At 67.4% G+C, this 15,146-nt stretch carries 14 protein-coding genes; 4 read left to right on the forward strand and 10 right to left on the reverse strand.

Translation table 11 applies throughout. The annotated features are described in order from the left end of the window. Nucleotides 1-81: 81 nt before the first annotated feature. On the reverse strand, nucleotides 82-1,209 hold the full coding sequence (locus tag ACFWO8_RS02625; RefSeq protein ID WP_378940755.1) for a transglycosylase family protein: 1,128 nt from the start codon (nucleotides 1,207-1,209) through the stop codon (nucleotides 82-84). 172 nt (nucleotides 1,210-1,381) lie between these two features. Continuing rightward, complete coding sequence (locus ACFWO8_RS02630; protein WP_378940757.1) at nucleotides 1,382-2,215, reverse strand: TatD family hydrolase; 834 nt, start codon at nucleotides 2,213-2,215, stop codon at nucleotides 1,382-1,384. A gap of 102 nt (nucleotides 2,216-2,317) precedes the next feature. Here ACFWO8_RS02630 and metG point away from each other — a divergent pair, with 102 nt between their 5' ends. Next, nucleotides 2,318-3,886: a methionine--tRNA ligase gene (gene metG / locus ACFWO8_RS02635; RefSeq protein WP_378940759.1), complete on the forward strand. Its 1,569-nt coding sequence runs from the start codon at nucleotides 2,318-2,320 to the stop codon at nucleotides 3,884-3,886. A 113-nt stretch (nucleotides 3,887-3,999) separates the two neighbouring features. On the opposite strand, the gene ACFWO8_RS02640 is transcribed toward metG, so the two are convergent. Together ACFWO8_RS02640 and rsmI are read right to left on the reverse strand one after the other, a co-directional pair. After that, nucleotides 4,000-4,953: an Rpn family recombination-promoting nuclease/putative transposase gene (locus tag ACFWO8_RS02640; RefSeq protein WP_378940761.1), complete on the reverse strand. Its 954-nt coding sequence runs from the start codon at nucleotides 4,951-4,953 to the stop codon at nucleotides 4,000-4,002. Nucleotides 4,954-5,055: 102 nt separating this feature from the next. Further along, complete coding sequence (gene rsmI / locus ACFWO8_RS02645; protein ID WP_378940763.1) at nucleotides 5,056-5,883, reverse strand: 16S rRNA (cytidine(1402)-2'-O)-methyltransferase; 828 nt, start codon at nucleotides 5,881-5,883, stop codon at nucleotides 5,056-5,058. A gap of 177 nt (nucleotides 5,884-6,060) precedes the next feature. On the opposite strand from rsmI, the gene ACFWO8_RS02650 reads away from it, so the two are divergent. Next, complete coding sequence (locus ACFWO8_RS02650) at nucleotides 6,061-7,665, forward strand: dolichyl-phosphate-mannose--protein mannosyltransferase (RefSeq protein WP_378940765.1); 1,605 nt, start codon at nucleotides 6,061-6,063, stop codon at nucleotides 7,663-7,665. A gap of 122 nt (nucleotides 7,666-7,787) precedes the next feature. On the opposite strand, the gene ACFWO8_RS02655 is transcribed toward ACFWO8_RS02650, so the two are convergent. Further along, complete coding sequence (locus ACFWO8_RS02655; RefSeq protein WP_378940767.1) at nucleotides 7,788-8,156, reverse strand: GntR family transcriptional regulator; 369 nt, start codon at nucleotides 8,154-8,156, stop codon at nucleotides 7,788-7,790. Beyond that, nucleotides 8,153-9,394, reverse strand: coding sequence for an arginine deiminase (arcA, locus tag ACFWO8_RS02660; protein WP_378940769.1), 1,242 nt, complete (start codon nucleotides 9,392-9,394; stop codon nucleotides 8,153-8,155). The genes ACFWO8_RS02655 and arcA overlap by 4 nt, the downstream gene beginning before the upstream one ends. Before the next feature lie 163 nt (nucleotides 9,395-9,557). Between arcA and soxR the strand changes: the two genes are divergently transcribed. Both soxR and ACFWO8_RS02670 read left to right on the forward strand, forming a co-directional pair. Beyond that, nucleotides 9,558-10,043 (forward strand): redox-sensitive transcriptional activator SoxR, encoded by a 486-nt coding sequence (gene soxR / locus ACFWO8_RS02665; RefSeq protein WP_378913453.1) that lies wholly within the window; start codon nucleotides 9,558-9,560, stop codon nucleotides 10,041-10,043. 33 nt (nucleotides 10,044-10,076) lie between these two features. Next, a complete protein-coding gene (locus ACFWO8_RS02670; protein ID WP_378940772.1) occupies nucleotides 10,077-10,829 on the forward strand; it encodes an isocitrate lyase/phosphoenolpyruvate mutase family protein in 753 nt (250 codons plus the stop codon). On the opposite strand, the gene ACFWO8_RS02675 is transcribed toward ACFWO8_RS02670, so the two are convergent. From ACFWO8_RS02675 to ACFWO8_RS02690, 4 genes are all read right to left on the reverse strand, one after another. Continuing rightward, nucleotides 10,826-10,966, reverse strand: a complete 141-nt coding sequence (locus tag ACFWO8_RS02675; RefSeq protein ID WP_378940774.1) for a hypothetical protein — start codon at nucleotides 10,964-10,966, stop codon at nucleotides 10,826-10,828. The genes ACFWO8_RS02670 and ACFWO8_RS02675 overlap by 4 nt on opposite strands. 44 nt (nucleotides 10,967-11,010) lie before the next feature. Continuing rightward, the gene (locus ACFWO8_RS02680) at nucleotides 11,011-12,138 is read right to left on the reverse strand and encodes a glycosyltransferase (protein ID WP_378940776.1); all 1,128 of its coding nucleotides are present in this window, start codon (nucleotides 12,136-12,138) and stop codon (nucleotides 11,011-11,013) included. Nucleotides 12,139-12,297: 159 nt separating this feature from the next. Continuing rightward, entirely contained in the window at nucleotides 12,298-13,290 is a 993-nt protein-coding gene (locus tag ACFWO8_RS02685) for a GAF domain-containing protein (RefSeq protein ID WP_378940778.1), read from the reverse strand. 9 nt (nucleotides 13,291-13,299) lie between these two features. Continuing rightward, nucleotides 13,300-15,117: a putative bifunctional diguanylate cyclase/phosphodiesterase gene (locus ACFWO8_RS02690; RefSeq protein WP_378943087.1), complete on the reverse strand. Its 1,818-nt coding sequence runs from the start codon at nucleotides 15,115-15,117 to the stop codon at nucleotides 13,300-13,302. Nucleotides 15,118-15,146 lie beyond the last annotated feature (29 nt).

Raw genomic sequence — 15,146 nt, forward strand, 5'->3', positions numbered from 1 at the left:
ACAGATCGACCGCCGCCGGAGCCCGGATGACGCGCCTGGCCCACGAATGACAGAGAACCCTCAGCCTTGGGCCGAGCGGGATCAGCTGATCCCCAACCGTCCGGTGCACGCGGGCCAAGCGCCCCACCCCTGCCGCGCCCGAGTCACCTCAGCGATCGCGATCTGCTCTTCCCTGCTCGCCAGATCAGCCCGGGGGGCGTACTTCAACCCACCCTGCCGCTCCCAGGTGCTCTGATCGAACTGAATCCCACCGTAATAACCGTTCCCGGTGTTGATAGCCCAGTTCCCCGTCGACTCGCACTTCGCCAGCGCGTCCCACACCGCACCGTCACGCACCGGCGGCACCTCGGTCCCCGGCTTGGCGCCCTTGCGAATCGTCTTGGGCTGGGCGGGCGTGATCACATTCGAATTCACCTGCACGCGTGAGGCTTCGACACCGTTGACCATCTTCACCGCGAACGTCGCCTCGTGCAGACCGGGCATGCCAGGGTTCTCGACCACGGTGCGGCTCATGTTCATGGTCACGTCCTCGATCACCGTTTCGGTGGGATCGAGCGGCAGGGTTTCGGTGAGCTGTTCGGTGCGCTGCCGCGTGACGACAACCTGCATGCCCTCGGTGAGCGGCGTCGTCGCGGCAGGCTCCGTGAAGTCCTCGTCCTTCAGCGGAACGCCTGCGGCAGCGAGGAATTCACCGACAGTCGCGGCGGCGAGGCGTACATCGACCGGGGCGGCGCCGCCGTCTACCAGCGAGATATTGCGCGGGGTGTACACGCTCAGCGCGGCACCGTCGAGGGGCAGCTTCTCGGTGCGCGAGGGCAGCACGTGGGTGTCGGACGGGATCTGCATCGACGCGAGCGCGTCGCCTGCGGTGGTGCCGGTGGTCCATACCTTGCGCTCGACACCGTCGAGGGTGACCGTGATCTCGCGGCCGCGGTTGAAGGTGATGGTGGCGCCGTCGCCGACCTTCGCGCCCGCGGCGGGGACGACCTCGTCGTGTTCGGCGATCTCGTAGCCCGCGTCGGCCAGGATGGCGCGCACATCGCGCGACATCGTCGAGAGCTCGGTCCGTTCGCCGTCGACGACCAGCGCGACCGTCTTGTGGTTCACGATGGCCAGCGAGGCGCCGACGAGCAGAATCAGCAGCATGGCCGCCACCGCTGCGAACAGCAGCGGTGAACGTGACGAGTTGATCCGCGCAAAAGCCGACATGATTACAGGACGATAACGACGAGGTGCGCGGTAGACAACACCAGGCAGTCCGATCAGCGGGATCGTAGATCACGATTCGATATAGACAGCGCTGGTAGATAACGGCGTGAGCAGGGCAATGTGAGCCGACTCACGGTTGGTGTCCAGCCCCCTGCCGAACAGACGAATCGGACTACCGAATCCGATACAGCCTGCGCGCGTTCGCGGTGGTGATCTCGGCCAGCGTCTCCGGATCCTGTTCGCGCACTTCGGCCAGCGCGCGCACCGTGTACGGCAGGCAGTACGGCTCGTTCGGCGCACCGCGATACGGGTGCGGCGTCAGATACGGCGCGTCGGTTTCCACCAGGATCTGGTCGTCGGGCACCAGCTTGGCGGCCTCGCGCAGTTCGTGCGCGTTCTTGAAACTCACGGTGCCGGAGAAACTCAGCACATATCCCTCCGCCACACAGGCCTGCGCCATCGTGGCGTCGGAGGAGAAGCAGTGGAAGATCACCGTGTCCGGCGCACCCTCGTCGAGCAGCACCGTGAGCAGGTCGTGGTCGGCTTCGCGGTTGTGGATCATCAGCGGTTTGCGCACGCGTTTGGCCAGGTCGATGTGCCAGCGGAAACCCTCGATCTGGGTTTCGATATCGGCGCAGCCATCGAGCTTGCCGGGCCAGTAGTAGTCGAGGCCCGTCTCGCCGATGGCGACCACGCGCGGGTCGGTGGCGAGGTGTTCGAGCTCGGTCTTGGCCTTGTCGTCGAGAGCGTTGGCCCGGGTGGGATGCAACGCGACGGCGGCGTACACCCGCGGATCCCACTGCGCCGCCTGCACGGCCCACTGCGCGGCCGCGAGATCGTCGGCGATCGTCACCACATGTCCCACACCGGCCGAGGCGGCCCGGTCCACGATGGCCGTGGTCGACTCCGCATCGGTTGCGCCACAGGCATCGAGGTGCGTGTGGGCATCGATCAGGGGCGCGAGCGGCGGCGGAACTGGCGGAGCCGGACGATTCGTGTTTGCCACCCGGATTAGAGTAGTGCCCATCATGAGTGAGCGAAGCGAGCGATCAATGGGCACAGCTGCATCTGCAGTCACGACTGCGCCGAGCGCTAGCGAGGCGCAGGCGTGAGTGCAGCCGAAGGCGCCGAGGCGCCCGCCTTCTACGTCACGACGGCCATCGCGTACCCGAACGGTGTGCCGCATATGGGCCACGCGTACGAGTACATCTCCACCGACGCGATCGCCCGCTTCAAGCGACTCGACGGCTACGACGTGTTCTTCATGACCGGCACCGACGAGCACGGTCAGAAGATGCAGCAGACCGCGGCTACCGAGGGCATCCCGGTGCAGGAGCTCGCGGCACGCAATTCCGACGTCTTCGAGGCGATGGACAAAGCACTCGACATCTCGTTCGACCGCTTCATCCGCACCACCGATGACGACCACATGGCCGCGAGCGTCGCCATCTGGGAACGGATGCTCGCCAATGGCGACATCTACCTCGATCACTACTCGGGTTGGTACTCGGTGCGCGACGAGGCCTTCTACAACGAGGACGAGACCACCCTCCTCGCCGACGGCACCCGCGAGTCCACCGAGACCAAGACCCCGGTCACCTGGTCCGAGGAGTCGAACTACTTCTTCAAGCTCTCGGAGTATCAGGACAAGCTCCTCGCCCTCTACGAGGAGCGGCCCGAATTCATCGCGCCCTCGACGCGGCGTAACGAGATCCTCAGCTACGTCAAGTCCGGGCTGAAGGACCTGTCGATCTCCCGCACCACCTTCGACTGGGGTGTCCCGGTCCCCGGCGCGCCCGACCACGTGATGTACGTGTGGGTCGACGCGCTCACCAATTATCTGACCGGCGTGGGCTTTCCGAACACCGACTCCACCGCGTTCCAGAAGTTCTGGCCTGCCAACCTGCACATCATCGGCAAGGACATCACCAAGTTCCACACGGTGTACTGGCCCGCGTTCCTGATGTCGGCGGGGATCGAACTGCCGGACCGGGTGTTCGTGCACGGGTTCCTGTACAACAAGGGCGAGAAGATGTCGAAGTCGACGGGCAATGTCGTCGACCCGCTCTCGCTGGTAGCCACCTATGGCCTCGACCAGGTGCGTTTCTTCCTGCTGCGCGAGATCTCCTACGGCCAGGACGGCAGCTACAGCAACGACGCCATCGCCGGCCGCATCAACAGCGACCTGGCCAACGAGTTCGGCAACCTGGTCCAGCGCAGCCTGACCATGGTCAACAAGAACTGCGACGCCAAGTCCCCCACACCCGGCGAGTTCACCGACGAGGACCGCGCGCTGCTCGACCGCGCCAACTCGCTACTGGCCAAGTGCCGCACCGAGTTCGACGTCCAGCAGATGCACCTCGCCCTGGAAGCCATCTGGCTCACCCTCGGCGAAACCAACCGCTACTTCTCCGCCAACGCGCCGTGGGCGCTGCGCAAGTCGGGCACCGAGGAAGACCTGGCCCGCATGGCGACGGTCCTCTACGTCACCCTCGAGGTAGTCCGCATCGTGGCCATCCTGGTCCAACCGGTGATGCCGGGCTCGGCGGCCAAGATCCTGGACCTGCTCGCCCAGGAAGGCCGCGCCTTCGCCGACATCGCCACTCCCCTGGCCCCCGGCCTCGACCTGCCCGCACCGGAACCGGTCTTCCCGCGCTATATCGAGCCCAAGGAATAGCCGAAACGAACTGTGGCGCACGGTTTCACCGTGCGCCACAGTTTCAGCGATGTGAACTCAACCCCTCGCCGAGTCGCCGCATGCTGAATCAGGCGAGCAATTCCATCGACGACTCAGTTGAGGGCGTCCTCGACGCTGGTCGCGGTCAGAATCTGATCGGTCCACCTGTCCAGTTCCGCTGCGCTCGCTGACCGGACCCGAGCGATCGCCCACTCGGGAACTTCACCGAATTTGTGACCGAGCAGCCGAATCAAGGTCTTCGCCGCACCGCGCGCCTCGAGCATTTCTGCGGTTGTCACGATGGCCTCCTTAGCCTGCTGTCCCAGCTGCTCGAGCAACGGATCGAAGTCCGCCGGCTCGGTGTCGCTGACATTCATAATGTACTCCACCACCGCTCGCAGGTCGTTGCGACCATTCGGGCCATCGAACATCGCCGATAGGTCCTTCACCAGCGGCAACAACCGCGCGCCCGCGTCTGTGCGCCCCGGTGCGACCTTCAGCACGTAGAGCATCACCACTACCGCCGGTGTGAGCTGGCGCTTACGGAGTTCGACTAGGTCGGTAGCGGCCATGTCGTCGATGACGTACCGCATCCGCGGCACCAGTTCACCCAGCGACTCACGCACCAGTGGGGAGAGGTCGAACAACAGCGACAGTTCCGTTTCCGCCCGCCACCGGCGCCCCTTCGGATGGGCGTGGACGACCAGCGGAATGATCAACGGCACCGTGGTGGTCTGCGGGTGCTCGCTGACGTAGCGGGTCCAAATGGCGACCATGTACTCGATCAACCGCAGGGCCATCAGTTTGTCTGTGCTGCTTTGATGCTCGATCAGGTAGTAGACGAACGTCTCCTGACCCTCGACCTCGATCGAGAACAGCATGTCCCCATACCGGGGTGTCAGCTGGGCGGAGATGAATCCGGTAGACAGTTGCTTCAACGTCGACCAGTCCGCCTGTGCGACAAACGAGTCCGGCAGTTCCGACTTGAGTTCCGAGGCGGCGTTCTCCGGTCGACCGAGGATGCGGCGGCACAGGGCGTCGTGCGGGCTTGTCGGTCGCTCGGCCATAGCCACACCGTACGCCGCCACATCGGATTGTCAGCAATATTCGCATGTCAACAACACTGACGGAGAGTATTGCCTATCAATAGCTTTCGAGCTGAATGCCGCTCAGCTCTCCGAGCGGGCGGCCAGGACTGCGTCGTAGAGCTCGCGGCGTGAGGCGCCTCGACCGGCGGAGACTTCGGCGCAGGCGTCCTTGAGTCGCATGCCGCCTGCTACCAAAGTCTCGACCTCGCCGACCAATTCGGCAGGCTCGGCCGAAACCGGTTGGGAGCCCTCGAGAACCACGGTGATCTCGCCGCGGGCGCCGTCGGCGGCCCAGGCGGCCAGTTCGCCGAGGGTGCCGCGGACGACTTCCTCGTAGGTTTTGGTGAGTTCGCGGCAGATGGCGGCGCGGCGGTCGGGGCCGAGGACCGTGACCGCGTCGGCCATGCAGTCGGCGAGGCGGTGGGGGGCTTCGAAGAAGACGATGGCGCGTTGCTCGGATGTCAAGGTGCGCAACCACTCTCGGCGCTGACCGCCCTTGCGTGGGGCGAAGCCGTCGAAACAGAAGCGTTCCACCGGCAGGCCGGACAGGGCCAGTGCGGTGGTGACCGCGGAGGGGCCGGGCAGGCAGGTGACCGGAAGGTCGCGTTCGACGGCGGCGGCGACCAGGCGGTAGCCGGGGTCGCTCACCGACGGCATGCCCGCGTCGGTTACCAGCAGAACGGTCAGGCCGCTCGCGATGTCGTCGAGCAGGGCGGGGATGCGGGCGGTTTCCACGTGGTCGTAGAAGCTGACGACGCGGCCGGTGATCTCGACGCCGAGTGCCTTCGCCAGCGATTTCGTGCGGCGGGTGTCCTCGGCGGCGACCACGTCGGCCGAACCGAGCGCGTCGCGCAGTCGCTGGGACGCGTCGCCGATGTCACCCATCGGGGTAGCCGCTAAGACCAACACAGTGTTGTCCCGCCTCTCCGGTATCTTGGGCCGCAGGCGAGCGGCGAGCGGCACATGCAGGTGACGCCCGACCATTCTGTCAGGTCACCGGGGTGCGGCGATCGGCCGTATGTGATGGGGAACAGGGGCGGCAGTGTCGGGTCGGACTTCGATGGGCGCACCGCCTACGATCGGGGCGTGATCCCGGTGACCGATGAGCGCGCGATGCCCCCGTCGCGTCCCGTGTCGGCGTTGGTCAGCCCCGCGCCGCGGCGCCCGGCCCCCGATTTCGGCCCGTTCGACACCGCGCGTGGCTGGGTGGTCACCGCGGCGCTCACCTTCATCGCCGCGCTGACCAGGTTCGTCAACCTGAACTATCCGACCGACGCGCGCACCCCCGTCTTCGACGAAAAGCATTACGCCCCACAGGCCTGGCAGATGGTCACCGGCGGCGGCGTGGAGGACAACCCCGCTTACGGCCTGGTCGTGCACCCACCCGTCGGCAAACAGTTCATCGCCATCAGTGAGGCTATATTCGGCTACAACGCGTGGGGCTGGCGCGGCACCGCGGCGCTGGCCGGCACGATCCTGGTGCTGCTCGTGGTGCGGATCGTGCGCCGGATGGCCAGGTCGACGCTGATCGGCGCGTTCGCGGGTGTGCTGCTCATCGCCGAAAGCCTGACCTTCGTCTCCTCGCGCATCGGCATGCTCGATATTTTCATGTCGCTGCTGGTCACCGCGGCTTTCGGCTGTCTGATAGTCGACCGCGACGAAGTCCGCGAGCGGATGGCTCGCGCGGATCTGGCCGGGCGGGTCGGCATCTCGGACTGGGGTCCGCGACTCGGCGTGCGCTGGTGGCGGTTCGGCGCGGGTGTGCTGCTCGGCCTGGCGTGCGGCACCAAGTGGTCGGGCATCTACTACATCATGTTCTTCGGCCTGCTGAGCGTGGCCTTCGACGTGAGCGCGCGACGCGCGTACGGGGTGCGCAAGCCGTGGCTGGGGACGATGGTCCGCGATGTGGGGCCCGCGCTGTACGCGCTGGTGGTGATCCCGCTGGTGGTGTACCTGTCCTCGTACTGGGCGTGGTTCGCCAGCGAGAGCGGGGTGTTCCGGTACGCGGTCGGCAATCAGGTCGGCAGCGGTGGCGCGTTCGCGTTCCTGCCCGACGCGCTGCGCTCGCTCTGGCACTACCAGGGCGAGACCCTCGACTTCCATTCCAGCCTCACCAATTCGGCGGGCAACCACCATCCGTGGGAATCCAAGCCGTGGACCTGGCCGATGGGCCTGCGCCCGATGCTCTACTACTACGCCGACGGCACGGTCACCGGTTGCGGCGAGGCCCAGTGTGTGAAGGCCGTGATGGCCGTCGGCACGCCCGCGCTGTGGTGGCTGGCGCTGCCGCTCATCGGCTGGATGGCATGGCGTTCGATCGTTCGCCGCGATTGGCGTTACGCGGCGGTGCTGGTGGGGTACGGCGCCGGGCTGCTGCCATGGTTCGTGACGCTGGACCGGCAGATGTACTTCTTCTACGCGGTAGTGCTCGCGCCGTTCCTGGTGATGGGGATGGCGCTGGCACTCGGTGACATCCTCGGGTCGGCCAGACCCGCGGGGATACCGCGCAGTCCGACGGGCACCTATCTGCCCGCCCCGGTGAACGAGCGGTACGCGCTCGGGTTGCTGATCGTCAGCATCTATCTGGGCTTGGTGATCGCGAACTTCGTCTGGCTGTGGCCGATCCTCACGGGTCAGGCGATCACACCGCAGAACTGGCAAGACCATCTCTGGCTGCCGAGCTGGCGGTAGCTGGCCCGCCTCTCCGTGTATTCAGGCCGGGCTCAGGTGGTTGGTTCGTTTGGACGCGGCCGGCGGCTATAGGGTCGCAGCGTCAGCCCGTACCCGGTGAGTTACCCATGTTCTCGCGTTGTTCAGGTGTTCAGGACTCTGTTGACCAGGTCTATGGCGTCAGCGTCGGCGAGGCCGAGTCGTCGGATGGTTGTGACGTAGTCGACGGCGGCGCGGCTGGCGATGTCGCGGGTGGGGTCGCCGGAGGAGGCGATGAAAGAGCCTTGGCGGCCACGGGTTTCGAGGACGCCGTCGGCTTCCAGCTCGCGGTAGGCGCGGGCGACGGTGTTGGGGGCGATGCCGAGGTCGACGGCCAGCGCGCGGACTGTGGGGATCTTGGTGCCCGCGGTGAGCGTGCCCGCGCGGACCTGTTCGATCACGGCCATGCGCAGCTGCTCATAGGGCGGCTGGGCGGAATCGGTGGACAGCTCGACGTGGAACACGGTGCTCACACCTCGTCTCGGGACAGCGGGCAGGACATACAGCGGGGGCCGCCACGGCCGGAGCCCAGCTCCGAGCCGCTGATGGTGACTACTTCGATACCGGCCTCGATCAGGCGCGAGTTGGTCATCTCGTTGCGTTCGTAGGCCACGACCACGCCGGGTTCGAGGGCGAGGGTGTTGTTGCCGTCGTCCCACTGTTCACGTTCGGCGTCGGGTCCCTCGCGGCCGGTGTCGATCACGCGCAGCTTCGCGATGCCCATCGCCTTGGCCGCGGCGGGCAGGAAGGGTTCGGGTCCGGTGATGCTGATGCGTTCGAGGTCACCGCGACTGGTGAAGCCGTCTTCGCGGCGGATCGTGAACGCCTCCAGCGATTTCCGCACGCCCGGATACATCACCACCGCATCGGTGTCGACCATGGTGCAGACGGTGTCCAGATGCATGGTGGCCCGGTTCTGCGCGATCGGCACCACCAATACGGTGTGCGCGAGATCGTCGTCGAACAGGCTGCGCGCCAACGCTTCCGCACCCGCGGGTGTGGTCCGCTCGCCGACGCCAACGGCGACAACACCTTTGGCGAGCAGCAGCACATCGCCGCCCTCGATCGGCGCGGTATGCGATTCGTAGGCCCGGCGCACGCCGAGGAAGCGCGGATGGAACGCGTAGACGAGGTCGGTGATGGAGGTCTCGCGACTGCGGGCGGGCAGTGCCAGCGAGGTGATCGCCACCTTCGGGCCGACCCAGAACGAGGAATCGCGGGTGAACAGCAGATTCGGCAGCGGGTCGACGACGAAGTCGCCGCCGTGGTGCATCCGCCGGACCAGCGAGGCGGCGTCGGGGCCGAACGGCAGCTCGTCGAAGGTCATCCCGGCCATCAGGATGTCGGCGAGCTCGCCCGCGTCGAATTTGCGCAGTTCGGCGGCGAGCTGGTCGGCCAGGCCGTGGCCGAGTCTGCGGGCGTCGACCGCCGCTGAGATGCCCTGGATCCTGGCTGCCCCACTGGCGCTGAGGGTTTCGGTCAGCAGATCTGCCAGTAACAGCACTTCCACACCGCGGTCGCGCAGTACGGCGGCGAAGGCGTCGTGTTCGGCTTGCGCGCGTTCGACCCAGGGGATGCCGTCGAAGAGCAGTTGGTCATTGTTGCTCGGGGTGAGGCGGCGTAGTTCTGCGCCGGGGCGGTGCAGCAGCACCGTCCGTAGCTGACCGACCTCGGAGGTGACGGTCAGACGCGAATCGGGGGCAGTTCCCATCTGCAAAATGTAATGCGAGAACGCCAGGTCGGCACGCTCCGACCCGCAGTCGCCGGGATGCGTGGCGCGTAGATGTCGGAGACCTGTCGAACCGGTCCGCCCATTTTCGTACACGACACGAATACCTAAAGTATTGTTTAGGTGGTAGTGGGAGGAGCTATAGATGACGACGGCCGATTGGCAAACGAAGGAGCTGACCCCCGGGCAGCTTTCAGATCGTAGTGGAGTTGCAGTGTCCGCGTTGCACTTCTACGAACGCGAAGGTCTCATATCGAGCCGTCGAACCAGCGGCAATCAACGTCGATATTCTCGCGAAACCTTGCGCCGGGTCGCCTTCATCCGCATCTCGCAACGTGTCGGCATCCCACTCAGTGAGATCCGGTCGGCCTTGGATCGACTCCCCGAAGGTCGCACCCCCACGCGCCGTGACTGGGAGAACCTGTCGACGACCTGGCGTGAGGATCTCGACGACCGCATCACCCAGCTCGTGCGCCTGCGCGACAACCTGACCGGCTGCATCGGCTGTGGTTGCCTCTCGCTCGGCTCGTGCAAACTCGTCAACGAGCACGACCGGCTCGGCGCGGAGGGTCCCGGCGCGCGCGTGCTCGATGTACAGGTGAACTGCCCGCCGAAATCCGGCTGCGTATAGCCGTAGCCGGATGCCTCGGGCATCATCGCGGGTATGACCTCTCTGGATGCCAAGGCGAAGACTCTGCTCGAACTGCACAGTCCGGGAAATCCGGTGGTGTTGCCGACCGTCTGGGACGCGTGGTCGGCGAATGTCGCTGTGGCTGCCGGTTTTTCGGGCTTGACCATGGGCAGCCATCCGGTCGCCGACTCGATCGGCCGCGCCGACGGCGAGGGCATGAGCTTCGATGAACTGCTCGCCCGCGTCGCCCAGGTCACCGGCTCGGTCGAGCTCCCGGTCTCGGTCGACATCGAATCCGGCTACGGCCTCGAACCGCTCCAGCTCATCGACGGCCTGCTCGCGGCGGGCGCCGTCGGCCTCAATATCGAGGACACGGTCCACAGCGAGGGCAAGCGCCTGCGTTCGCCCGCCGAACACGCCGACCTGGTCCGCGGTCTGCGCGAAGCCGCCGACGCGGCGGGCGTGCATGTCGTGGTCAACGCCCGCACCGACCTGTTCCTGCGCCAAGACGGCGAAGAGGCCGACCGCCTCGACCGCGCGATCGCCCGGCTGACCCTGGCCGCCGAAGCCGGCGCCGACGTTCTCTACCCCGTCGGCAGGCACGCCGACGCTGACCTGCGCCGACTCACCACCGACCTGCCGTTGCCGGTCAACGCGATCGGCCAGCCGGGCACCCCGGCCAAGGACCACTTCGCCGACCTCGGAGTTGCCCGCATCAGCTTCGGCCCCTACCTCCAGGCCGCTCTGAGCGCCGCAGCGACCGATCTGCTGACTGCCTGGAATTAGACTCGAGCGGCACCCTGTGCTTCGAGGTCGATGCCGAGCACGCGTTCGCGGGTCGGCCGCTCGGATCGGCCTCGAGCGCGCAGTAGTCGCGCTTCCTGCGCGGCGGCCTTGGCCACAATGGTCGTCGCTGGTGACACCGCCAGCCAGGGGCATGTCGGCCTGCGCGGCTGCTCAGAAACGTTCAGCGCCCCAGTACCGCCAGCATCCCCGCGACCGCGCGCGGCCAGCCGAACTGCTCGGCGCGGGAGCGGGCGGCCTTGCGGCGGCCGGAGGTGGGCATGGCCAGGACGTCGGTGACCGCTCGCGCGAAGGCTCGGGGGCGGTCGGCGGAAATGGCTCCGCATTCGGCGGTGACGATGTCGGCCAGGGCGGAGGAGCGGCTGGCCACTACCGGGGTGCCAGCGGCCAATGCCTCCAGGGCGGCAAGGCCGAAGGTTTCGTGGGGGCCTGGCGCCAGTGAAACATCAGCGGTGGCAAGGAGTTTCGCTACCATGGCGCGGTCGTTGATGAAGCCGGTGAAGTGGACCGCCGGTGCACCACCGGGCAGGGCGGCGAGCGTGCGGGCCCGGCGTTCGAGTGACTCACGGCGGGGACCGTCGCCGGCGATGACCAGTCGGGCGGGTACCCCGGCCCGGTGCAGGGCACCGACCGCTTCGATGCTGCGGTCGACACGCTTCTCCACCGACAGCCGACCGCAATGCACCAGCATCGGATGCCCGTCGACACCGAGATCGGCGCGCAGGCCGAGGTCACGGCGGCGTGGACTGAACAGGTCGAGGTCGACGCCGAGCGGCACCAGTTCCACGTTCGGCGCACCGATCCGCAGGAACTCCTCGCGCGCGAAATCGGTGGTGCACACGACCATGTCGTAATCGGCGGCCGTGCGGCGGTTGGCGACATCGGCGCAGCGGCGCGCGGCGGGTCCGGGCAGGAACTGGCCGAGCAGCCGGTCGAGGCGCTCGTGCGAGATCATCACGCTCGCCACCCCGCGACGCCCCGCCCACCGGCCGAAACCGCGCAGCGTGAGCCGGTCGGAGACCTCGAGCACATCCGGCGACAGCCCGGACAGCACATCGGCCACCCGCCGCGGATCAGCCGCCCGATAACCACCGGTCCACGGAATTCCCACTGCGGGCAACGTAATTCGCAGCGCGCCCGTGGGCAGCACCTCTTCCGAACGACGCGACCCCGGCACGATCAGCACCACTTCGTGCCCGGCCGTCGCATATCCCTCACCGAGGTGGTGCAGGGCAGTGCGCAACCCACCCGATCGCGGGCCATAGAAATTGGCTAGCTGCACGATGCGCACACGCCGATCGTCGCGCCGCGCGGGTTACCTACGGGTCCTGCCCGAAGAACGGCGGGTGAACAGCGTCGAAAGATGCGCCTCATGGGCGCGGACACCCGGTGCCGCGCGGTCACCCGCGCACGATCCGACCCGATTCGGCGACGACCAGAGCGGCCGGGCTCAGGCGGATCGGCCTTCGTCGACCGACCAGACCCGCAGCAACCCGTGCCCGGATGCCGACGCACTCACGGCGACCAACTCGGCCTGCGCCGCGATCCACTCCCCCTGCGCGAACCGCACCCGCAGCGCCAGCCGCCGGGTGCTGCCGGGAGTACGGGCCAGGTCGTGACACGCGGCCCGCAGCGCGGCCAGATCACCGGGGTCGATGGCGGGCCGCTCCACCAGCCAGCGATCCAGCGGCGGGGGCGGCGGACCTGCCCACTCGTAGATGAGCGCGCTGGTCAGCTCGATGATGCCGACGCCGACGCCGCTGCGTTGCGAGACCGCGCGCAGCATGGCCGCGTCGGGATCGGCGGCGGGCTGTGCCGTGTCGAGCTCGGGAATCGCGTGCATCAGCGCGCTGATCCGGCGGTGTTCCGGCACCGCCTTAGCGATCATCTGGAAGTGGCGGACCTCGTCGTCGTCACCGGCCATGTCGACCTCGCCCTGCCACTGTCCACCGTCGTCGATTCGCGCGACCATCGCGAAATAGTCGATACGCCCGTCGAAGCGGGCCATCCGGCCGAACGCTTCGGGCGGGGTGCGAATCACCCGCACCCGCTCGGGGTCCCTGGCGAAGACGAGTTCCTCCAGGCCCGGCCCGTGATGGGCGAGTTCGGTGTCGGCCTCCCAGTCCCACGCGGCGACCCGCCGCGGTGGCGGGATCGGGGCATCGACGGCCCCGGCCCACAGCCGCACCCCGTGGACGCCGCCGAAGGCGCACGGCACCGGCTCGGTCACGACCACCGTGTCCGCCTCGACCACTCGCCGCGGTCCCCCGCCCGCGCGACAATGCCGCACCGCCTCCGCCGCGATCCGCGCGCGGGACGGGCCGAGAACGCGACGCAGCGAGCCGAGCCCGGACCAGTGCCTCGGGTGCGCCCCCGCGGCGACCACCGTGGGTTCGCTACCGGAGGTGAGGGTCTCCACCAGCAGCCACTCGTCGGACGGCATCGCCGCGATTCAGTTCGACGCCACGCCTCGGCCCGCACGCGGCAGGTCGAGGTCGAGCGGGATACGGCCCTCACGCAGGTGCGCCTCGACCTCACCGCCCGGCATCGGCCGGGCGATCAGGAACCCCTGCGCGCGGTAGCAGCCGAGGCCGACCAGCGTTCTGGCCGCCATCGGCGTCTCGACACCCTCACCGACCACGCCGAGGCCGAACGACCCGGCCAGCCCGATGATCGACTTCACGATCGCCAGGTCGTCGTCGCTGTCACCGAGCCGCTGCACGAAACCTCGGTCGATCTTCACGGCGTCGACGGGCAGCGCCTTGAGATGCGAGAGCGAGCTGTAGCCGGTACCGAAATCGTCGATGGCGATCTGTACGCCCATCTGTTTGAGGCCGCGCAGGGTGAGCCTGGTTCGCACCAGATCTTGCACGACGACGTGTTCGGTGATTTCCAGGCAGACCGAGCTGCCATCGATGCCGTACAGGCGAAGTATGTCCTCGATGCGCTCGACGAAGTCGGCGCTCACCAGCTGGACCGGCGACACATTGATCCGGATCACCACATTGGCGGCCAGCCCACGGCGGCGCCAATCGGCGAATTGCGAACAGGCCGAACGGATTACCCACCGCCCGAGCTCGCCGGCCAGGTTGGTGGCCTCGGCGACGGCGACGAACGCGCCAGGCGGCAACAGCCCACGGGTCGGATGCTGCCAGCGCACCAGCGCTTCCAATGCCACGATCCGCCCGGTCCGCAAATCGACCTCGGGCTGATAGTGCAGCACCATCGACCCGTCGGACACCGCGCTGCGCAGGTTGACCTCGACGTCGTCCTGTAGTTCGAACTGGACCCGCATGGCGTCGGTGAACACCGCGATGCCGTTGCCGCCACCGGATTTCGCCGAGAGCAACGCGTGGTCGGCACGGCGCAGCACGTCCGACACCGTCGTCTCGCCGGGCACACCGAGCGCGACACCGACGCTCACCCCACGGCTCACCGACTCCTGCCCGACCGAGACCCGGCGCCCGACCAGCTCTTGGATCCTGTTCGCTTCCAATTCGGCGGCCACCGCGTCCATCGTCTTGGCCGGCACGATGACGAACTCGTCGCCCCCGAGGCGCGCGATCATGTCCTCGGGACCGAAGTTCTCGCGCAACCTGGCCGCGAGCGTGCGGATGAAATTGTCGCCCGCGTTGTGGCCGAGGAAGTCGTTGAGCGCTTTGAGCCGGTCGAGATCGAGGAAGAAGGTCGCGACCGGGCCATCGTTGCCCGGCGCGAGCCGTTCCTCCATGTGCTCGAGCAGTGCGCGCCGATTGGCCAGGCCGGTGAGATCGTCGTGCGAGGCGATGTAGCGCAGTCGGTCCTCGGCTTCGACCCGGGCCTGCAACTGCGCGAACAGGGCGGCGATCGCCTTGAGCACATTGACCTCACGGGTGGTCCACGCACGATCCCCGCGCCGGACGAAGCCGAGCGCGCCGGTGGACACCCCGCGCGAGACCAAGGGGACGCACGCGGTCACCATCGATGGCATGCCGGTGGTCTGCCGGATCATCTCCTGGTAGTCGGGGTATTCGTCGCCGCGGCTGACGAGAATCGGTTCGACGGCGTGCTCGCTGGCCAGGAACAAAGAATCCGCCTTGGCGAACTCGATGACCCGTAACGGGTCGGGGTCGGGCACGTACGGTCGGCGCGGCCACTCGGCGATCAGCACCGTCTGGCGTAGCTCGTGAATCGTGTGCCGCAGGAAGGCGATGTCCACGTCGAAGTAGTCCACCAGGCTCGCCAGGACGCGTTCGCTGGCCACGACCATGGTCGTGGCGTCGACACCCATCAACTCCGAGGCGACCTGCGTCACCAACG

Source organism: Nocardia sp. NPDC058480 (assembly GCF_042720495.1).
Taxonomy (GTDB): Bacteria; Actinomycetota; Actinomycetes; order Mycobacteriales; family Mycobacteriaceae; genus Nocardia.